This is a genomic window from Undibacterium sp. GW821-FHT07F11 (genome assembly GCF_059418665.1).
On the sequence record NZ_JBWKQH010000003.1, the window covers coordinates 252,376 to 275,972 of the forward strand.

The window sequence follows — 23,597 nt, forward strand, 5'->3', positions numbered from 1 at the left end:
GGAGCACTACCGCGATCGGTGTCAAAAATATCGTAATCAGTACTTTTAATTGATAATCATTCTCATTTATAAGATATTCATATGCTAATACGGAAAACCGATAAGTCCCCAGCGAGACAAGCAGGTTTCCGCCAATGCCAACTGATATCGAGGTAAGAGATGCTCCCCAAACCCACCATTTCCTTGCGCCAGCACGCCACCCTGATTGACTGGATAGAACATCATGCAAAGCATCAACCTGACACCGAAGCCCTGTGTTTTATCGGCCAGCGTGGAGATGGCAGTGATGATGTACGGCTGACTTATGCCGCTCTATCGAAACGCGTGCAGTGCTATGCCGCCAGTTTGCAAAAACATGCGACGCCGGGTGAGAGTGCACTGATTCTGTTCCCTTCGGGAATAGATTATGTCGTGGCTCTGCTGGCTTGCTTTTATGCAGGCATAACGGGCGTACCAGTCAATTTGCCAGGTGCAGCAAGAGTAAAGCGTGTACTGCCAAAACTGGGCGACATCACGCGCGACTGTCGTCCTACCCTGCTTATCAGTAACAAGCAGGTTGCAGAAGCCAGTGGCAGCGATCTGCAAATATTTGCCGATGAACATAAGCTGCATTTACTGCAACTGGAACAAATGCAGGAAGGCGATCCACAAATATGGCAACGACCAACGCTGGACGGTGCTGCACTGGCCTTCCTGCAATACACATCAGGATCAACTGGTCAGCCCAAAGGGGTTATCAATCGCCATGGTCCCTTGTTGCACAATCTCGAATTTCTTGGACGGCTGACTGCAGTCGACACACGCCCTGCCACGGACACTGTCATTGCCAGTTGGTTGCCGTTATTCCATGATCTGGGCTTGATCATGGGCATCTTATTGCCGCTGGCTTATGGTGGCCGCGCCGTCTATATGGCACCGATGGCTTTTGCTGCAGACCCATTGCGCTGGCTGGAAGTGGCAACGCGCGAGTTTGCAACCGCCCTGCCCTGTCCATCATTTGCCTTGCGTCTGTGCGCTGATGAAGTCAAAACAGCCGCGCAAAGACTGTCCAAGATCGACCTTACCTCTGTTACTTGCCTGATGCCAGCGGCCGAACCGGTATTGCCCGCTCAGATAGAGAGTTTCCATGCCACGTTTGCTGCATATGGCTTGCGCCGCACAGCAATCAAGCCAGCCTATGGTCTGGCTGAAGCGACTTTATTGGTGACCGCCCATGTTGATGACCATGATCCCTATTTCATTGACGTAGACAAGACGAAACTGGAGCGTGGGCATATTGTCGTTAGCCCAGCCCTTGATGAAAACACAGATACAGGCATGCGCCGCTACACCAGCAATGGCAATGATTTTGGTGGACAGGATGTACGCATCGTTAATCCTGAAACCTATGCAGCCCTGGCTGAAGACCAGGTTGGTGAAATCTGGATCAATGGCCCTGCCGTTGCAGGCGGTTACTGGAACAAGCCAGAACTGAACCGCGATATCTTTGGTGCCTGCATAGTCAGCATCAATATCAATGAAGAAGACTGCAAGCCCTATCTGCGTACTGGCGATATGGGTTTCATGCATGAGGGACACTTGTTTGTCACGGGCAGGCTGAAGGACATGCTACTGTTCCGCGGACAATGCCATTACCCGAATGATATAGAAGTCACCAGTGGCCGCAGTCATGAGGCTGCAGTGCCGGAAAGTGGCGCTGCATTCTCGATCACTCAGAATGATGAACAAACAGAGCATCTGGTCATCGTACAGGAAGTCCTTAAGCAGGCTGATGTCGATTACCAGCATATAGTCAAGACCATACGCACATCAGTGGCCGAAGAGCATCAGCTGAGCAGTCATGCCATCGTACTGATACGTAAAGGCACTTTACCGCGTACTACCAGTGGCAAGGTGCGACGTGCCGCGGTGCGTCAGGCCTATCTTGATGGCAGCTTACCTGTCTTACACCGGCATGTACTGGACACACAACAAATCGTGGAAGTATCCGCGGATACTGCTTTACTGGATACATTGCGCCCACTGTCACTGGCACAACGCCACCAACATTTACGCAACTGGCTGGCAAACGAAGCTGCCACCATACTGGGTACTGTCACAACAAGAGCAATACATCCCGAAGCCAGCCTGTTTAATTATGGGCTGGACTCCATGTCGGCAGCACGCCTGGCCACAAGCGTAGCCAAATCTCTGGGAATGGGCTTGCCGGACAACGTGATATTCGACCATTCCAGTCTGACTGAACTTGCAGTGCACTTACAAACTGTCTTGGTGACCCAGGCACGCTTGCCACTCGCTGCCGATAATTCGTTGCCAGTTTCGACCACTCCGGACCGCGATACAGGAAAAGCAGTTCCCGCTTCCACAGACAAAGAAGCCATCGCCGTCATCGGCATGGCATTCCGCTTGCCAGGTCAGGATGGGCAAGATGCCAATAATGATGAAGCATTCTGGGCCATGCTGGAGCAAGGCGGTTGCGCCATACGCCCTGCGCCATCAGAACGTTTCCGTACCCGTGAAGATATACCCGGTTTTGGTGCTTACCTGAACCATGTTGATCAGTTTGACGCTGCCTTTTTCGGCATGTCACCGCGTGAAGCGATGAATACAGATCCCCAGCAACGACTGTTGCTGGAAGTGGCATGGCATGCGCTGGAAGATGCAGGCCAGCGCCCTACTACCTTGCGTGGTAGCGACACCGGCGTATTTGTGGGCATAGGTACGGGCGATTATGGCCACCTGCCCTTCATCAGTGGTGAACCTTCACATTTTGATGCCTACTGGGGTACTGGCACTTCATTTGCTGCCGCCTGTGGTCGCCTGTCTTTCAGCTTTGGCTGGGAAGGGCCATCCATGGCAGTGGATACGGCATGCTCGGCTTCGCATAGTGCCTTGCATCTGGCGGTACAAAGCCTGCGTGCGCGTGAATCTGGCTTGTCACTGGCTGCCGGGGTCAAATTGCAGTTATTGCCGGAAGTTGATCTGGTATTGCACAAGGCCGGCATGCTGGCTCTTGATGGTCGTTGCAAGACACTGGATGCACGCGCTGACGGTTATGTACGTGGCGAAGGATGTGTGGTGCTGGTGCTGAAACGTTTGTCCGATGCTTTGGCCGATGGTGATGCCATACGTGCCGTCATCCGCGACACGACGGTACGCCAGGATGGTGCAGGTAGCAGCCTGTCAGCACCGAATGGCGCTGCCCAGCAACGCCTGCTGAGCCTGGCGCTCAAAAAAGCGGGGCTGACACCCGCTGATATCGACTATATCGAATTGCATGGCACCGGCACCCGCCTTGGCGACCCGATTGAGTATCAATCTGTCGCTGATGTTTTTCGTGGTCGCGACCTGGGTGATCCTTTATGGCTGGGTTCAGTCAAGACCAATATCGGTCATCTGGAAGCTGCCGCCGGAGCTGCCGGTCTGGTCAAGACCATACTCGCCATCGAACATGGCAAGTTGCCGCCTGCTGTTGAATTGCAAAATGTTAATCCGTTGATCGATCTGGATATCATTCCTGCGCGGGTGCCAGGTCAAACCATCAACTGGCCCGTGCGTCAGGCTCTGCGTCGCGCGGGTGTGACCTCATACGGCTTTGCTGGAACCATAGCCCATGTCTTGCTGGAGCAGGCACCTGTGGTAGCTAGCGCCAAGCCATCAGAAAAAATCACTGCATCCCAGCTTTTCCTGCTGTCTGCACGCTCAGCAGAATCACTGCGCATGCTGGCATCCAGCCATGCAGAAAATTTAGCAGGCTGCGATGACTTGCCTGCCCTGGCACGCGGCATGGCACGCCAGCGTGAGCACCACAGCATGCGCGCCGCCGTACTCGCATCCAGCCGTGAAGAACTGGCTAGCGGTTTGCAGCAACTGGCAGCACCCGGATATACAGCGACAGAAGCAATGCGTAATCCACGCATAGGCTTTTTGTTTACCGGACAGGGTTCACAATATAGTGGCATGGCACGTGAGCTGTATGCACAGCAGCGTGATTTCCGGCAGGCGCTGGATGCCGTTGATGCTGCGCTCGCTGCTGACCTGGGCATGTCTGTCATCACCCTGATGCATGACGATGCACAAAATGAACGCTTGCAACAAACCGCATTTGCCCAGCCAGCTCTATTTGCACTTGGCTATGCGCTGGCAAAAATGTGGCAGGCTTTTGGTGTGCAGCCAAGTATCGTGCTTGGTCACTCCATAGGTGAATTCGCAGCGATGGTCATTGCTGGCTCGCTGACACTAGAACAGGCTGCGCGCCTGATCGTCAAACGTGGCGCATTGATGCAGGCACTACCGGCTGGTGGCGCCATGCTGGCGGCTCGTGCAACGCCGGAACAGGCAATTGCCGTATTGGCCCAATTGCATGCTGGCCATGCAAGCGAGATTGCCATTGCAGCCTTCAATGGCCCGCAGGATGTGGTGTTTTCTGGCTCTGCAGCCGCCATGGAAGCCGTACAAGCCCTTTTGACTGAACAACAATTGCATGCACGGGCTTTGCAGGTATCCCATGCCTTCCACTCTCCCTTGCTTGATCCCATGCTGGCTGCATGGGAAATCGAGTGTGCAGCACAAACGATGCAAGCCCCCCGCATTGCAGTCTGCTCCAGTCTGACAGGTGAATTGCTGATCCAGGCACCCGATGCTGTCTATTGGAAAAATCACGCGCGCCAGCCAGTACGCTTTGACCAGGCCTTGCAAAATGCTGCCAGCATCTGCGACATTCTTTTGGAAATAGGTCCAAACGCCATTTTGAGTGCGGTAGCCCAACGTAACCAGGTTGTGCAGCAATGGCCACATGCTGTCAATTGCCTGGCAAGCCTACGCCGTGGTAGCAATGATCTCGTTGCCATAGGCGATGCCTGCGCAGCACTATATATCGCCGGGCAAGATTTTGATTGGGATCATGTATTTGCTGGGAGCCTGCCATCTCCACGCAGCTTGCCGCGCTACCCATTTGAACGCCAAAGCTATTGGCTCGACTATGACGATGATGCACCACGCCTGCCTTTGCAACTGCAACCGCAGCCAGAACGCGCAGCGGCGAAGCCGGTTGATCTCTACGCCATGCAGTGGGAACACTTTACGCTGGCAGAAAATGACACACATGCGGCGCGTTATTTCCTGCTGGGTGGTGACCTTGCACATACAGCCACGTTTGCTGCCGGATTGAAAGCCACTGGCGCCAATATCTACTCACTGACGGCAGGTGAATGGCCGCTGGCAGCAACTCAACTGGAAGACAGCGATATCGTCATTTATCTTGATGGCTGGCATGCGCAAGCTGAGCCCGCGACACTGGCAGATCAGCAAGGCTGGCAATTGACTGAATTCGTCAAGGTGCTGCAACACTTGCAAAAGAAACCACGCATCCTGCTGCCTACCAATGCGGGCCAGGCAATTGCAGGTGATTCAGGAAATCCTTTGCAGGCATCGTTATGGGGTGCGGCAAGGGCATTGGCGCTCGAATATCCAGGCCCGCGCTGGCTGATGGCAGACAGCGATGCTGGCCTGCTGCCGTTCGCATCTGCCCTGTCAGCCCTGCTCCCCTTGTTTGGCAATGAAGAAGCCGTCGCCTTGCGCAAGGGACTGTGGTTGCGTCCGCGGCTTGAGCATGTCAGTGCACAAGCTCATGAAATGGCAGCACCGCCAATGTTGAAACGGGACGGCATCTACCTAGTGGCCGGAGCCTATGGTGCACTTGGACGCCATGCCACTGACTGGCTGGCAAGCCGTGGCGCTCGTCATCTGCTGTTACTGGCACGTCGCTCTGCGCCAGCAGGCTGGAAGGCACGACTGGCTTTATTAAAAGCTCAGGGCATACAAATCATTCATATTGATGCCGACGTGGCAGATGCAAATGATATGGCCCGAGTGTTTACGCACATCACCCACATGGAGCAGGATAGCGGCCTCAGCTTGGCTGGTGTCTTCCATTGTGCAGGCACCAGCCGTTTCAATGATCTGGCCACGATCACGAATGAAGATTACCAGCTAGTCAGCCGCGCCAAGATACAGGGCGCATGGCTGTTGCATGAGCATACGCGCAGTCGCGCACTGGATTACTTTGTCTGCTTCACTTCGATTTCCGGCATCTGGGGCTCACGCTTGCAAATTCCTTATGGCGCAGCGAATGCCTACCAGGATGCCCTGGCGCGCATGCGTCATCACCAGGGCTTGCCTGCACTGGCAATTGCCTGGGGTCCCTGGGGCGGCGGTGCAGGTATGTCGGAAGTAGATGAAGACCTGCTGCAATTGTTGCGGGCAGCGGGTATAAGGCGGCTGGCACCAGCACGCTATCTTGCCACGCTGGATAAACTGCTGGGTGGCGAATACGTCACGGACAACGGCACTTGCGTCGCCGTCGATGTCGATTGGCAGCAATTCGTTCCCCTATACGCCTTGTACAACCCAGCCAATACTTTCGAGCGTTGCCTGAGTGCCAGCCAGGCAAATGCAATTGCCGTATCGGCCACTACAGAGACTCCCAGCGCCCTGCACGCCCTGGATGAACAGGCACGCCAGGTAGCAGTACATGCCTTCGTGATTGCCGAACTAGCCCGCACCCTGCGCGTCACACCTGCACAACTGACACCAGATATCCAGTTACTGAAGCTGGGTATGGATTCCATCCTGGTCATGGATTTCTCACGCCGTTGTGAAACTGGTCTGGGCGTCAAATGTGAATTGAAAGCCATTTTTGAGCGCAACACTCCGCAAGGCCTGACTGATTACCTGCTGGAACAAGTGGGCAAACAACTGTCGGATAGTCATGTTCATAAAGAGACTGAGCAAATCATCGCTGATCCAGCCAATGCCAACGCCCCCTTCCCGCTGACTGAGCTCCAGCATGCGTATTGGATAGGTCGTCACAGCCACTATGGCCTGGGTGGCGTAGCTTGTCATGCCTACCTGGAAGCGGATGCACCCAAGGGCCTGGACCTGGATTTGCTGGAACGCTGCTGGAATATACTGGTAGCCCGTCACGGGGCGCTGCGTCTGGTAATAGCTGAAGATGGCCAGCAACGTGTGTTACCGAAAGTGCCTGACTACGCCTTGCGTGTGGCTGACCTGACTGATGCTGGCCAAACCACGGCTGATGCGCATTGCACGGCATGGCGTGAAACCATGTCACATCAGGTGATGGATGCAGCACAATGGCCCTTGTTTGACCTGCGTGCCAGCCGCCTGCCTGGCGGAGCAGTCAGGCTGCACATCGGTATAGACATGCTGATCAACGATGCTACCAGTGGCCAGATCATCTGGGAAGAACTGGCTGCGCTATACCAGTCCAAGGCGGATATGCAGCTTGCCGGTTTATTGCCATTCCAGATCAGTTTCCGTGATTATGTACTGGCCAAATACGTCCATAGCAAGCAGCGCCGTACTGAGCGCGAATCTGCCAAGGCATTCTGGCTGGAGCGCATCCCTGTCCTGCCACCGGCCCCACAACTGCCTTTGCGGGCTGAAGCCTTGCGCCAAACCAGTCCGACATTCTCACGCAGACAACAGCAACTGGCAGCACCCTTGTGGCAAAGCTTGCGCGACCAGGCGGCCCAGGCAGGTTGTACCCCCGCATCATTGTTGATCGCGGTGTTTGCCGAAGTGCTGGCAGCCTGGAGTGCAGAACCGCAATTCACGCTGAACCTGACTATTTTTGACCGCCTACCCTGGCATGCCGATGTGCCGCGCCTGCTGGGTGACTTTACTGCCGTCACCTTGCTGCCACTCGATTGCAGCGACGCACTGCCATTTGGTCAGCGTGCCGCGGCCGTTAATGGCACAGTGCTTGAACATTTGCAGCATCGTGCTTTCAGCGCCGTCGATGTCATGCGTGAATGGAACCGTGGCCGCGAACGTCAGGATGCGATAGCCATGCCTGTCGTTTTCACCAGCCAGTTAGGCATGAATGATCCGACCAAGGGGGCAGCGCCGGACAGTGCACTCGGCGATGTCGTCTACGGCATCAGCCAGACCCCACAAGTGTGGCTGGATCACCAGGCATGTGAGCTCGATGGCGCACTGATTTATAACTGGGATGCTGTCGATGCCTTGTTCCAGCCGGGTACGCTGGATGCCATGTTCAATGCCTATCACGGCTTGCTGGAAAAGTTGGCGACACAGCCACAAGCCTGGCAGCAGGCATTGCCAGCATTGCTGCCACCAAGCCAGCAAGCGATACGCGCCCAGGTCAATGCCAGTGCTGCCCCTATGTCTGATCGTTGTCTTGATCAGTTGTTCTTTGAACAGGCGCAGCGCAACCCGCAAGCTGTCGCCATGATCGCCCATGAACAACAATGGTCATATGCAGAACTGGCAGACTGGTCCTTGCGTCTGGCGAACGCCTTGTTACAGCATGGCGCAAAGCGTAGCGACCGCGTTGCTGTGGTCATGCGTAAGGGGCCGGAACAGGTAGCTGCCTGTCTTGGTATCCTGGCGGTCAGTTGCGTATACGTGCCGGTAGATGCCGATGTACCTGCAGCACGTCTGCAAGCAATACTTGATGGCAGCCATATAAAACTGGTGTTGACACAGGCTGATTGCCTGCCCATCGTGCAGGAAATGTGTGCCGGTCGCGAAGTGACCGTGCTGGATGCCAGCCACGCTGCGACACAAATCTGGCCAGCCAGCCTGCCACAAGTTGAACGGGCAGTGACAGATCATGCTTATGTCATTTACACCTCAGGTTCAACCGGCATTCCCAAAGGGGTATTGATTGATCATCGTGGTGCGGTGAACACGGTACTGGATATCAACCGCCGTTTTGATATTGGCCATACTGACCGGGTACTGGGCTTGTCCTCGCTGTATTTCGATTTATCTGTATATGACCTGTTCGGTATTTTTGCGGCTGGTGCTGCACTGGTATTGCCAGCAGTAAGTGGCACACGCGACCCCGCGCACTGGCTGGATTTGCTGTTGCGTCATCGGATCACAGTCTGGAATTCAGTACCAGCCCTGCTTGAACTCTTGCTTGATGAAGCAGAAGCTGCCGGTGCATCACTGGCTGGCCTGCGTCAGGTATTCCTGAGCGGCGACTGGATAGCACTGGGCTTGCCAGCACGACTGCGCACGCAGGCACCGCAGGCAAGGCTGGTAGCCATGGGTGGTGCAACCGAGGCGTCGATCTGGTCCAACTGGTTTATCGTGCCAGAAGTACTGCCAACACAATGGCGTTCCATTCCCTATGGTTATCCACTTGCCAACCAGCATTACCGCGTGCTGGATACACGGCTGCGTGATTGCCCTGACCATGTCAGCGGCGATTTGTACATAGGTGGCATAGGTCTCGCTGTGACCTATGAAAATGATGCCACCAAAACTGCTGCCAGCTTTATCACTCATCCCGTACATGGCGAACGCCTCTACCGTACTGGCGACCTGGCCCGTTACTGGGGTGATGGCACGCTGGAATTTTTGGGAAGGCGTGACTTCCAGGTCAAGATCGCTGGCAACCGCATAGAGCTGGGTGAAATTGAAAGCGCGCTCTTGAGCCATCCTGGTGTTCGTGAGGCAGTTGCCGATGCTGTCGGTCCGGCACGTGGTAACAAACGACTTGCAGCGTGGGTAGTGCCAAATGTCGCAGATACCAGTCTGTATGATGCATTTTCTGGCAACCCTGTCTTGCACAGCGAGCGCTGGGATGCTGTTGAGCAGGCTGGCAGTCAAACTTTTGCTCAGGCATATGACACGCAACAAACTGAAAGACTGGAACAATTCTGGACTTTGATGGACCACATTGGTCAATGCATGATGCGCGATACCTTGCTGGCTGCTGGTGTCGTCTCCGGCGATCATGGACAAATACTACAGATGCTGGCACCCGCACCGGACCTGGTAGTGCTGGCACAACGCTGGTTGAACACTCTGGATCTTAATACGCAATATGACAGCGAATCTGCCTGGAATAGCCTGACGCCGGCAGCACTGGACTTCGGCTTATCACGCGCGGTCTTGCAACGTCTGCGTTCAGGCGCGACTCAAAGGCTGGAAGTGTTGCGCGGCCAGGCCAGCGCGCTGGAAGTGTTTTATGGCGCGGATGACACTCTGGCACCAGAACAAATGACACGCATGAATCCGCTGTCCAGTCTTTGCACATCTGCGCTGGCCGCCACCATACACAGTGTTGCGCAGCGTCTGGGACGACCTTTGCGCATACTGGAAATTGGTGCGCGCAGCGGTGCAGCAACACGTGATTTGCTGGCACAGTTAAGCAATTGCGCGATTGACTATACCCTGACCGATCCTGCGCGCAGTCTGGTCGAACAGGCTGAACAGGCGTTTGCCGCACAAGACAGCAGTCCCTTGCACGCCATGCATTGCCGGGTATTTGAGCATGAACGGGCAGCAGCAACACAGGGAATGCCGGAATACGAATTCGATTTACTGATTGCCTTCAACGCCCTGCACCGCAGTCGCAATATACCGGCCTTGTTGCATCGTCTGCGTAGCCTGTTGAATGCGGGCGGCATGCTATTAGCCCCGGAAATCACGCGTAACAGTGATTTCCAGTTGGCGACCGTCGCCTTGCTCGAAGGTGGCTATACCCAGTTTGAAGATCGCAGGAAATTAAATGGAAATGCGCTTTTGGCAGCAGATGCGTGGCTGGATGAATTAGCGCAGGCAGGCTTTGCAGCCAGTGCTGCATCTGGTATAGGCAGCAATGGCGGCATGCATTTGCTGACCGCACGCCAAACCGATACGGTGTTGCGTTTTGCCTCGCGTCGCCTGGTGGAACACCTGACTACCTTGTTACCAGCATACATGGTGCCGCAGACTATTCTTGAACTGGATGCCTTGCCATTGTCTACTACTGGCAAAGTCATGCGCCAGCAATTGCCACGTCCTGAAATGGGAGGCTCCCGCCGCATTAGTCGCCAAGCTGGCAATGATGCGATGCCACCAGCAAACGATCTGATCAGGATATGGCAAGAATTGCTGGGTGTTGAAGACCTGCATTGTGACGATGACTTCTTTGATCTCGGTGGTGATAGCTTGATCGCCGTACGTCTGATAGAAAGAGTACGCCACGGCATGAATGCACATGTCGCTTTGTCAGACCTGTTCGATGCATCCAGTCTGTCTGCATTTGCAGAAAGAGTAGCAAAGGCAGCCCCATATGAAGACAGCCTGCCACCATTGCTGCCTGATGCAGCGGAACGCTATGCGCCCTTCCCGTTGACGGATGTACAGCAAGCCTACTGGATAGGACGTGATGAAAGTTTCGAGCTGGGTGGCGTCTCCACACATCTGTATGCCGAGATTGAAGTTGAAGACCTTGCCCTTGCTGATCTGGAGCGAGGCTGGCAACAGGTCGTGGCACGCCATGACATGCTACGTGCAGTCATTAATGCTGACGGCATGCAACAGGTAGTGCAGGATTTGCCCGCCTACCATCTTGCCAGCCATGATTTGCGCGCTGCCAGTGCCTCCGAGGTATCCGAGTGGCTGGAAATCACGCGACTGGAACTGTCGCACGAAGTGTTCGACACAGCACGCTGGCCTTTGTTTACCGTGCGTGCCGCGCAGATGACAGATAGCCGTGTACGTTTGTTTGTCAGCCTCGATAACCTGGTGTGCGATGGTCGCTCCATGCGTACCCTGCTGGCAGAATGGTCGCAATTCGTCCGTGATCCGGCTTTGCAATTGCCGCCACTGACGGCAAGTTTCCGCGACTATGTCATGCTGACCCAGCAAATAGAATTGCTGCCATCTTACCAGCGCTCGCTGGCTTATTGGCATGACAAGCTGAGTACCCTGGCACCTGCCCCAGCCCTACCGCTGACGCACTATGCTCCGGAAGATGTATCGCCACCTCACTTCACCCGGCGCGAAGCCAGCCTGACACCGCAAAATACACTAGCCTTGCACGCACAGGCGGCAGCACATGGCGTCACTGTCAATGCAGTATTGCTGGCAGCTTATGGTGAAGTGCTTGCCAACTGGTCTGCAATACCGCGCTTTACCTTGAACCTGACCCTGTTCAACCGCCCGCCTGTGCATGAAGAAATCGATGCCCTGGTCGGTGATTTCACTTCACTTGTGTTACTGGGTTTTGATGCAGGTGTAACAGCCAGCTTTGCTGAACGGGCATTTTCCATGCAGCGTCAGATCTGGGCTGATCTGGAACACATGCAGGTATCGGCAGTCCGTGTATTACGCGAAGCCGCGCGCCGCAACCGTCGCCTGAACCAGGTTGCCATGCCGGTAGTGTTTACCAGTGGTCTGGGTGTAGCCAGCGATGGCGCTGCAGAACTTGACTGGCTGGGTGAGTTTGTCTATGGCATCAGCCAGACACCACAGGTATGGATAGACCAGCAGGTAGTTGAACGTGATGGGGCCATGGTATTCAACTGGGACTCTGTCGATGCTCTGTTCCCTGAAGGCTTGCTGGATGAAATGTTCCAGGCATACCACGGCTTGTTATTGAATCTGGCGCAAGACAGTGATGCCTGGCAAAGCAAAGTCCTTATGCCAGTGAATCGCTGGCCTGCCTCAACGCTCAAATCCGTGAGTGAAATTTCAACAGCCGCATTGCCAGATGCCAGCCCTGTCATCGACGATAAATTGCTGCGCATGGTCAGCAGCCGTCTTGCTGTGCTGCTTGGTCATGCTGAACTTGCGCCACAGACCAATTTCTTTGAATTGGGCGCCACCTCACTGGATTTGATACGACTGCGCCAGCAATTGCAGGCGGATACCGGTTTGGTGCTCAGCATTACCGAAGTATTCCAGCACACCAGCATCGCCACCCTGGCCGCCCATTTGCGCAGCCGTGATCAGTCACTGGTAAACGAAGATATTTCCAGTGACGAGGCAGGACAAGCCCGCAAACGCCAGCGTCTCGACAACGACCGCCGCCGCAAACGTGGCCAGCAATCCAAAGCCTGATGACTAAAAATCACAATAAGAAATCACAAAAATAAAATATACAAGGATATTTATGAATACAAGCAATCAAATCAATTCAGCGACAACACCAGACTATGGTGACAGTATGCCTGTCGCCATCATCGGTGCCGGCTGTCGCATGCCGCACGCTGATGATATTTTTGAATATTGGCGCAGACTGGCAGACGGTGAAGAACTCATCAACTTCTTCGACGCAGAGCAATTGGCTGCTGCTGGTGTCAACCCCGCCCTGTTGCAACGCCCAGGCTATGTGCCAGCCGCTGCGGTTGTGGCAAATGCAGACCGCTTTGACTGGGGTTTCTTTGGCTATTCACGCCATGAAGCAGAATCCATAGACCCACAGCAAAGACTGTTCCTGATGTGCGCATGGGAAGCGCTGGAAATGGCTGGACATGCTCCCGCCGAACTGGCCGCCAAGGGTGACGAATTGAAGATAGGCGTTATCGGTGCCTGCAAGATGAGCAGCTACCCCGCCGCTTCTTTCGATAAAATGGAAGAGATCGCTTCACCATCCACCTTCGCCCGACTGATAGGCAACGACAAGGACTATCTTGCCACCCGCGTATCCTACAAGCTGGGGTTGACCGGCCCCAGCATGACAGTACAGACCGCCTGTTCCAGTTCTTTGGTGGCGATACATCTGGCTTGCGAACAGATTGCCAGCGGTGAATGCGATATGGTATTAGCGGGTGGTGCTGGCATAGGATTCCCGCAAGAATCTGGCTATGTGCATCGCGAAGGCATGATTTTTTCCAGGGATGGCCATTGCCGCCCGTTTGATGCAGAGGCAGGCGGTACCACGATAGGCAATGGCGTGGCCGTGGTCTTATTGAAATCACTGGAACGCGCCCTGGCTGACGGTGACCCGGTACTGGCCATCGTCCGTGGCTCTGCCGTCAACAATGATGGTGCTGGCAAGGCAGGCTATACCGCGCCATCGCCAGAAGGCCAGGCACGCGTCATCAGCGAAGCCCTAGTGATGGCAGAAGTAGATCCAGCCAGCATAGGCCTGGTAGAAGCACATGGTACAGCCACCCCGCTGGGTGACCCTATAGAAGTGGAAGCACTGACCCATGCCTGGCGCAAGCACACCAGTGCCAGCCAGTATTGCGCCCTTGGTTCAGTGAAATCCAATCTGGGTCATCTGGACACTGCTGCGGGTGTCGCCAGTTTCGTCAAAGCTGCGATGGCCTTGCACTTTGGCCAGGTGCCACCCAGTCTCCACTATGAACAAGCCAATCCGGCCATAGATTTTGAAAACAGCCCTTTCTTTGTTCCACAAATGTTATTACCGTGGCCCCTGGATCAAGGGCCACGTCGGGCCGCTGTCAGCGCCTTTGCCATAGGTGGCACCAATTGTCATGCGATACTGGAGCAAGCCCCGGTACGAGCCACATTGGTGCCTGCCAACGGAGCACCAGTATTCTTGCTACTCAGCGCGCGCAGCGAAGCCGCCTTGAAAACGCTGGCGCAGCGCCATGCATGGCGTTTGTGTGAATGGACCGCCGATCAGTCTCTGGCAGATTATTGCGCCACCAGTGTCCATCACCGCAGCATCTACCCTTATCGTCTGGCACTGCTGGCCAATGATGCCGACAACCTTATCAATTTACTGTACGCCTTTATCGATGGCGATGATAAAAAAAGCAAAAAACTCCAAAGTCAGCAAACTCATGCATGGATAGCTGATGCATTAGTTCCTGATGCTGGCAAGCTGAGCTTGCTTGATTTTGTAATAGCACAGGCCAGCGCTGAACATCCTGCTTGGGAACAGCACCCTGTTTGTGCTGTCCGCCCTGTGGCACGCGCCTTGTTACCAACTTGCCCTTTCGAAGGTGAGCGTTGTTGGTATGCGAAACCCATAACTGTTCCAGCCATCATTAGTAGTGGCGAGCATCCCACATGGCAAGTGATGCGCAATGCAGGTCATCAAAGCGCAGCAGTATTGGCTGCCGACCTCGACTTGTCAGCTCTTCCACGTGAAAACGAAGGTGTTGACGCTTTGCATGCTGCCTATGTGGGGCAGGCATTTTCCACGCTGGGAATATTTAATAATAATGATGAATGGATGGATGTAAAAGCTTGCCTGCAAGCCGCTGGTGCACCTGTCCGCTTCCATCAGTTATTTGCCCGCCTGTTGCGCGACCATGCTGATGCTGGTTTGCTGGAAACACGTGATACTGGTGAGCAGCTCAGTTATCGCAACCTGCACAAAGATCTGCCGGATCCACATCCCTGGCTGCTGCTGATGCGTGAACTGGGTTATCAGCAACTGGCTGACCTGGTTGAACGTACTGGCCCGCGTCTGGCCGAGATGCTAGCTGAAAAAGTGGATGCAGTCAGTATCGTCTTCCCTGGTGCCGCCACTGACGATGTTGAGCACATGTATCAGGACCAGCCGTATTCTGTCTACCTGAATAGTATCGCCGCCGCAACTGTAGCGGGCTTGGCGAAAGCGCATGGACGACCACTGCGCATACTGGAAGTGGGCGGCGGCACCGGTGGTACGACGCGTGACATACTTGCGCAATTGCCTGCTGGTGCTTGTGAGTTGTATACCTTTACTGACCTGGGTACACTATTCCTGCAAAAAGCACGCAAGAAATTCGCGGCTTACCCCTTCATGCAATACCAGAGTTTTGACATGAATGGCCCTGCTATTGCACAAGGCTTGAAAGCAGGCAGTTATGACCTGATCGTCGCCGCCAATGTACTGCACAATGCGCCTGACCTGCGCGTCATGCTGGCCAACCTGGCTACGGTGCTGGCTCCAGACGGTGTGCTGATGATGCGTGAAATCACCACGCCCAAAAAACTGTTCGACTTTGTCTTTGGCCCCTTGGTACCTGCATTAAGCGATAGTGATCAGCGTGATGGAGAATTGTTTGCCAGCTGCCTGCACTGGCAGCAGGCACTGACTGATGCCGGTTTTGTACAGACCGATGCCATGCCTGCAGCAAACTTGCCTACTCACGCACTGGGTGAACAGATAATACTGGCCCGCTGGCCAGGCATGGTCAAGGACAGCGCGTCAATAAATACGGTTGTTGCCAAGCCCGATAACGCCCATGTGCTGACAATACCAGAGCCAACTATCGGTAAAGTCATCGCAGCCGTTTATGCCTGGCTGCCGCAGGCTGGCAGATGTCATTTGGAAAACCTGCGCTGGCATCTGGATATCAGCAATGCGCCCTCTCCCTTGCGATTGGCATTGTCTTATAGCGGCGACCGCTTGCATGCAACGGTAACAGACGCACGAGACATCCAGCAAACTTTGTTGACCGCCACTGTCTCGCATCCCCGCGCATTGCGCAGGCAGAACAGACAGGTCGCAGAAGCTATTCATCTGGACCCGTCTGATCATACATTGCTTGACCGTGTGATCGGAGCTTTGAATGACGATGCATCCCGGCTTGCTGGCATGGATAGCCTGTATTTGGTCACATCTACAGACAATGTGCAAAGCCTGCGCCTGCATCTCACTGAACACGGAGCTGTGGTGACTGATGCCACAGGCCAGGTGCAGCTCGACCTGCGGGGAATAGATTTGTTATGCCGTCCTGCCGCTTTGCCGACTTTGTGGTCTGACAAAGGCGATGCAAAATTGTTTGGCTGGCAATGGCAGCCAGTAGCTGCGACAAACCAGTCGCTTCTATTGCCACAACTATTGCCGCGACGTGTGCTGTATATCAGTCATGATAATCAAACCGACTTCAGCCAGGCACTCACCAATGCTGGTGTCGATTGCCGCATGCTATCTGTAGCTGAACTTATGCAGGATAAACAGGCACTGACGACACTACTGTGCTCAGATACTACGTTTGATGCCGTCGTGTACAAACCAGAGACCACCAAGAATCTCGATGATGCAATCTCGCTCTTTGACACCATGGGTGTAACACCACTGGTGAATCTGATGTCGGTATTGGCGACACTAGCTACCGTGCCGCCTCTATTCATCCTCACTCCAAATGCCTATGCAGTCACAGAGATGGACCATTGCACTTCCTGGCCAGCAGCTGGTACGAGTGGATTATTGGCGGTAGCACGTCAGGAAATGCCAAATCTGCATTGCATGCAGCTAGATACTGCAAATGCCAATGCACAAGAACAAGTGCAAGTGATCTTGCAATTGCTAAGGGATACCCAGTTAACACATGTGCCTGTGCTCGCTATGCGGGATGGTTTTTTATATCGCCAGCAATTGACGCCAGCGACCTTGCCAACAGCGTTACCCTTACCCGAGGGCCGTCATGTGCTGATAGGTGGTTTATGTGAACTGGGCCTGGAACTGGCACATTGGCTGGTTGCCAATGGTGCACGTGGCCTGGTCTGGCTGACGCGACGCTCACCTGATAGCAAAGAAAAGCAGGTGCTGGACATGCTGCGCAGCCAGGGTGTCGCGATCGATGTCGATGCCAACGCCGATGTGACCGACACAGAAGCGTTCACAGCAGCATTGCAAAGACTGACCGACGGGCCAGCACTGGGCATCGTCTTCCATCTCGCAGGCCTGCTCAATGATGCTCCATTGAGCGCCATAAAAGCTCAAGACTGGGAAGCCAGCCTGACAACAAAATTGCGTGCTGCCTTGCGCCTGCATGCGCTGGAAGCGCAATTGCAGCCTGCTCTGACAGTCTACTTCTCTTCAGCAGCCAGTGCATTTGGTCCTGTAGGCCAAGGTGCCCATGCTCTGGCGAATGCCACCCTTGAAGCATTGGCAGAGCACCGTAGCCGCGCTGGCTACGACACCTTGGCATTAGCCTGGGGCTTCTGGCGCGAGATAGAAAGCGAGAAGCGCCAGGGGCTGGCAGCTTATCTGGCCGAACGCGGCATGCTGGGCATGTCAAACGCCCAGGGCTGGGCCTTGCTGGCCAGTGCCATAGGCGGCAATGCCTCGGTTTATCTGCCTTGCAATGTGGACTGGAAACGTTTTGCAGCGCAAGCGACTCCAGCACAGCAAGTACGCTTTAGCCGGTGCTGGAATGAGGAATCACCTGGCACAATTACGCAGAAACCGGCATCGGCAGAACATGCAACCATACCCCTGCTACATCAATTGCGTCAGCATATCGCTGGTGTGCTTGGTTGTCCTGTTGATCAGGTGAATGAAGACAGCAAACTGGTACAGATGGGCCTGGATTCATTGCTGATGCTGGATCTGGCCGAACAATTGAAGCAAAAATATGGTCTGACCGTGTCTGCAGAAACTCTGATCAAGGCCGATACGCCAAAAACACTGGCTGCGGCATTACAACTGCAAATGACTTGGCAAACCGATCCTGTAGCTGCCTTGCTACAGGCAGACACTGCCTCAGTCTTGTCTGCAGCACAGCGTTATTTGCGTAGCCGCCTCAGTAATCTCTTGCAATGTGCTGAAGCAGATATGAGTGAGGATAGCAAACTGGTCGAGATGGGACTGGATTCCCTGCTTTTTCTGGAGTTGAGTGAAACCATACAGCAGGAGCTGGGTTTCAAACTGTCTGCTGAAGTCGCATTCCAGGGTGGCAGTATTGCAGCCCTGGCAAAAATACTGGTGAATGCACTGCACCCAAATCTGGATGCAGCAAGCAAAGCCTCGGCAATATCAGGATTACGACAGGCATTGTTGGAACTGGAACAGCGTGAAGGCGGCTGGCTGGCCAGCAATGGTGATGTACTGCCAAGACCAGACAACAAGGCACAAGCACTGACAGGCTTGCGCAAACTGCGCTGGCAATTACGCGGCAAAGACTTGCCACAACAGTTGTATGTGGAATTCGACAAGCCAGGTAATTTTGACCTGGCTGGTTTTGAACGTGCATGGCAATTACTACTGGAACGCCACGCTGTACTACGCACGACTGTCGACGCGCAGGCAAATTTGCATGTCATGGCAAAAGCACCGCCTTACCTGTTGCAGACAAATGACTTGCGCGAACTGACAGCTCAACAAAGAGATATAGCACTGGCTGCATTGCGCGAAGAAATGACACACGTAACAAGTGATCTTCAAAATTGGCCACATTTTGACTGGCGTGCCAGCAAAATCAAGCTGGAAAACCAGGATGTCCTGCGCATACATTTGCGCATAGATACCACGTTGACAGACATAGAAAGCTTCCGCATCATGCTGCGAGAACTGCATTTGTGGGTGCTTGATCCGCAACGGCGCTTACCTGCTCTGCAGTTCAATGCCAGCGACTACTATGCATGCGAACAGGCCTTGGCTACGACTACGGTTCATGCAAAACAATTGGCGACGTACGGCAAACAACTTGCGCAACTACCACCGGCGCCAGCGCTGGCAAAAACTGGTGCCATTGAGGTATCAAGCGGTGAAATCAAAGTCTGGCGTGAAGCCCTGCCCCGCAGCAGTTGGCTGACATTGAAGGCAACTGCTGCGCAAGCAGGCCTGACCGGCACCGCTGTCATGCTGGCGGCGTATGCCACAGCCATCGCCGCATGCTCAGAGCGCCCTGACTTCAGTCTGCGACTCGACTATCCTGATCGAAAACCTCTACATGCACAAATAGGCACTGTCATGCTTGATGCCAGTGATACGGCCATCATAGGCTGCCATACCAATGTCGCCAATATCATGAGCTTGGCACATGCATGCGCTGAGGCCGTACAGCAAAGACTGGCAGTTGATTTGCTGGACGGAGCCACAGTGCTGGCAGCCTATCAGGCAGCAGGCTCGGGTCGCCCAGCCTTGCCCGCCGCTGCCATGACAAGCCTGCTGGGTGTACGCACCACCTACGCAATCCCTGAAACTTCCGACCCTTTGCTGGGCATGCCTGCCTATGAAATAGCCTCTCAGCCAGGTACGGCACTACACTTCCAGGTACTAGAAGAAGAAAGCGCGCTACTGTATAACATAGACTTGCACACGGGGATGCTACCCAGAGTACTGGGTGATACGCTGATGCACCATCTCGGCATTATCCTGCAGACCCTGGCCAACTCACCTGCTGCATGGAACTCCAGTCCGCAAAGCTTGCTGCAGTTTGGTAAAGAGGTGTCGCATGACTGATATCCTCAACGTGGTTGTCTGCGGCACCCGCTTTGGCGAGCATTACCTGGCCGCCCTTAATTGTGCCGAACATCTGTGGTCTGCCCGACCCGCACATCTACCTCGTTATCGCCTGACTGGCATCGTGGCAAGGGGAAGCGCCAGATCACGTGCACTGGCTGACAAACTGGCGGTGCCGCTGTATACCGATGTTGCGCAATTACCCGGCAATATAGACATAGCCTGCGTCGTGGTGCGCAGTGCCATCGTCGGTGGCGATGGTTCCTTATTGGCACGTGCGCTGCTGTCAAAGGGTATACATGTATTGCAGGAACATCCCGTGCACCCGACTGACATCCTGCGCTTGCGTGCACTCGCTGCACAGCATGGCAAGCGTTATCACGTCAATACTTTTTATCCACATCTACCTGCTGGCAAGCGTTTCATTGACTATGCAAGGCGCAGTGCTACTGAGCGCCCACCAGCTTTCATAGAAATAACCACGAGCTTGCAACTACTGTATTCAAGTTTGGATATTGTCTGCCGCACCCTGGGTAAAGCCGCTCCTTTTGCTTGTTCAGAACCTCTGCTATTGCAGGGAACGCTTGCAGACTACGCGTCGCCATGGCCCTTCCGGGCTGTACAGGGTTTGATAGGTGGCGTGCCGTTTTCACTGAACCTGCAAACCTGGCTTGACCCGCAAGATCCCGACCATCATAGTCTGGTAATGCATAAAATTGCCATTGGTGGCCCTGAAGGTAATGTCTTGCTGGTCAATAGCTATGGGCCGGTAGTCTGGAGCCACCCTATCTACGCGCCTGACTATGAACGCGATGATGCCCAGTCCTCTTATCTGCTGGCAGAGGATCAGTTTGCAGAAAGCCGTTTCAACCGCCAACCCACTGCAACGATATTTGGCAAGCCACACGGCCCCAGCCTGACTGAAGCTGCTGCACATGACTTCCCTCTGGCAATACATGCCGCGCTTGATGAGTTGGTGCAGGATGACGCCCCGGTTCATCAAGACCAGTGGTGGCAAGCTCATGGTGAGGCATGGTTGGGCATCATGCGTGCAGTCGGCCCTGCGCAGACGACCAATTGCTCACCACCACAGCCGCCCTATCCCAACCCTGTTCGCTATGCAAAGGAGTATCAGTCATGAGCCAGACTACAATGCAATCGCAATCAACAGCAAGTGCCACATTGGAGCGCAATCGCCAGGCCTATGCAGGCCTGGCGGAAGTGCTGGAGAACGCCGGCCTGGCAGAACATGCGCTTTACTTGAACTGGGGCTATGCACCACAAACTGGCTTACCGGATTGGGCATCAAACACCCTGCCCTCCGGAGAAACCGGCATGGCACAAGCACGTCTGATACTGGAAGTGCTTGGTGATACCTCATTGGCAGGCAAGCGCGTGCTGGACGTAGGTTGCGGCCGTGGCGGTGCACTGGCCTTGCTTGCGCGCTTATATCCCGACGCCAATCTGGCTGGTGCCGACCTCAGCGCAGCCAATATTGCTTACTGCCGCAAACGCCACCAGCATGTCCGTTTACGTTTCCAGGTAGCCGATGCCTGCCGTCTGCCATACGCAGACCAGAGTGTCGATGTCTTATTGAATCTGGAATCATCGGGGGCTTACCCCGACCTGCCCGCCTTTTTTGCCCATGCTTATCGCGTACTCAAACCCGGCGGCCGCTTTTGTTATGCCGACGTGCTGGCCGCCGACACCCTTAAACCCATACGCCAGGCATTGCTGCAAAGCGGCTTCGTGCTGGAGCGTGAACGCTCGGTCAGCAAGCAAGTATGCGCTGCCAGAACTGCCAGCCCGGCAGGTCTATGGACAAGGCTGGATAAGGCTCTCGATACTCTCGATAAACCCGGCTTGCGCGTAGAGCTCGAACGCTACCTGGCGCAGCCTGAATCCGGCCTGTTCCACGCATTGCAAGATGGTCGGGCTGACTACCACGTCTTCCATTTGCGCCGTGCCGACGCGCCAGCGGGCAAAGTCAGCCAAGAGATTGCAACAAAACTGAGCGGGCGCTCTGCAAGGCTGGACCAACTGGAAAACACGGCAGTGACTGCTGTCTCTACTTCAGAGTGGTTCCCATTTACTACACCGGATGCAAATAAGGGATGCAATGTTTTCGCCTTGCCGTATGCAGGCGGCGGTGCATCAGTGTACCGTCAATGGCAATTGCCACAGTGTGATAGCAGACGTGCATGGCGCATATGTCCCTTGCAATTACCTGGCCGTGAAAGCCGGTTGGCAGAAGCTGTTATCAGCGATATGGACACCATGGTGGACCAGATTGTCATGGCGATCATCCCATACACACATCTGCCCTGGGCGTTGATGGGATGCAGCCTGGGTTGCAAGATTGCTTTTGAAGTAGCACGTCGCCTTGAACACATGGGGCATAGACCGGCATTACTGTTCCTGATGGCCTGCCCTGCCCCCAGCCTGCCATTAAGACGCCGTGTATCAGCTTATAACGATCATGACTTTGCTGGTGAAGTAAGACATCTGGGTGGTACACCGTCAGAGATCATGGCAGATGCAGAAATGATGCGCACCATCATTCCTATCCTGCGCAATGACAGCGCTCTGGCTGAAGCATATGTCGCCTCAGCCGACGATAAAATCCATGCTCCCATGCTCATGGTTGCAGCCAGCGATGATCATCTGGTCACGGTAGAAGAAGCGCGTCGCTGGGGGCGCCATGCTGGGGCAGGTTTCGATTGGCGCATGGTTGATGGTGGACATTTCTTCTTGCGCAAACGTCGTATTGAGCTGCTGGGCTGGCTATCAGATGCACTCAGAGCGGATGAAAATACAAAACTGTATGAGGATTTAGCATGTCAGTAGCAGCATGTGCGACCAGGCACATACTGGAAAATATTCATTTTTTTTCAGATGAAATACTCGTCATTTTGGCCAGACGTCATTTGGCAGACTGGATGGAGCTAAGACTATTGAATGATAAAGAACAAGCCCGGTATCATGCCTACGTTTTTGAAGCCGATAAACAAAGACATTTGCTTGCACATGGTCTAAAGCGTCAGATATTAAGCAAACTGACTGGCTTGGTGTCTGCATCACTGCAATTTGATACCGGGCCAGCTGGCAAACCTTACCTGTCCGGTCAGGGGAATAAAGAAATACATTTTAATATGTCGCATAGTGGCGACTGGGTAGCCTTGGCTTTCAGTCAGTCCCATCCTGTTGGTATCGACGTAGAGCAAGCAAGGGATATTGATTATCGGAGTTTGCTCCCTGCTATCGTTCATCCGCGAGATGACCTTTTATTTTCCAGACAATCGGCTGAAATGAATTTCCTGGCAAATTGGAGCATGAAGGAAGCCGTGACAAAATGCATGGGTTCAGGTTTGTCCGTGCCATTTACTTCGCTACGGCTAAATAACCATGAGAATGCGAACTACACTTGCAGCTTGAGCGGCGATTCCTGGCATGTCCAGCATCTTCTACATGGAGATACGCACTTTGCCATTGCGGTTCCAGATGTCAAAACAGGCAGGCAGTTCCGGACCATAGAAATTCAATAGGCTGCCGTCTGCCAGCCTTGAAGTGCCAAATAAGCAAAACTAGCAAAATAGCACCGCTGATTCGGTGGTACATCGACCAGATGTGGCGACTATCATCTATCATCTGTAATCAGATAATACAAACCATA

General features: G+C 54.3%; 5 protein-coding genes. All 5 read left to right on the forward strand.

The features are described 5' to 3' along the window. Positions 1–159 precede the first annotated feature (159 nt). From AC07OI_RS08480 to AC07OI_RS08500, 5 genes are read left to right on the forward strand one after another with little or no spacing between them, the layout of a single operon-like run. A complete protein-coding gene (locus AC07OI_RS08480; protein ID WP_495256903.1) occupies positions 160–12,888 on the forward strand; it encodes an amino acid adenylation domain-containing protein in 12,729 nt (4,242 codons plus the stop codon). Positions 12,889–12,940: 52 nt separating this feature from the next. Next, positions 12,941–19,924: a beta-ketoacyl synthase N-terminal-like domain-containing protein gene (locus AC07OI_RS08485; RefSeq protein ID WP_495256904.1), complete on the forward strand. Its 6,984-nt coding sequence runs from the start codon at positions 12,941–12,943 to the stop codon at positions 19,922–19,924. Then, a complete protein-coding gene (locus tag AC07OI_RS08490; RefSeq protein WP_495256905.1) occupies positions 19,917–21,065 on the forward strand; it encodes a Gfo/Idh/MocA family oxidoreductase in 1,149 nt (382 codons plus the stop codon). Before AC07OI_RS08485 ends, AC07OI_RS08490 begins: the two co-directional genes overlap by 8 nt. Then, entirely contained in the window at positions 21,062–22,771 is a 1,710-nt protein-coding gene (locus AC07OI_RS08495; protein WP_495256906.1) for a thioesterase domain-containing protein, read from the forward strand. The genes AC07OI_RS08490 and AC07OI_RS08495 overlap by 4 nt, the downstream gene beginning before the upstream one ends. Further along, positions 22,762–23,469: a 4'-phosphopantetheinyl transferase family protein gene (locus AC07OI_RS08500; protein ID WP_495256907.1), complete on the forward strand. Its 708-nt coding sequence runs from the start codon at positions 22,762–22,764 to the stop codon at positions 23,467–23,469. The genes AC07OI_RS08495 and AC07OI_RS08500 overlap by 10 nt, the downstream gene beginning before the upstream one ends. The last annotated feature ends 128 nt before the right edge of the window (positions 23,470–23,597 follow it).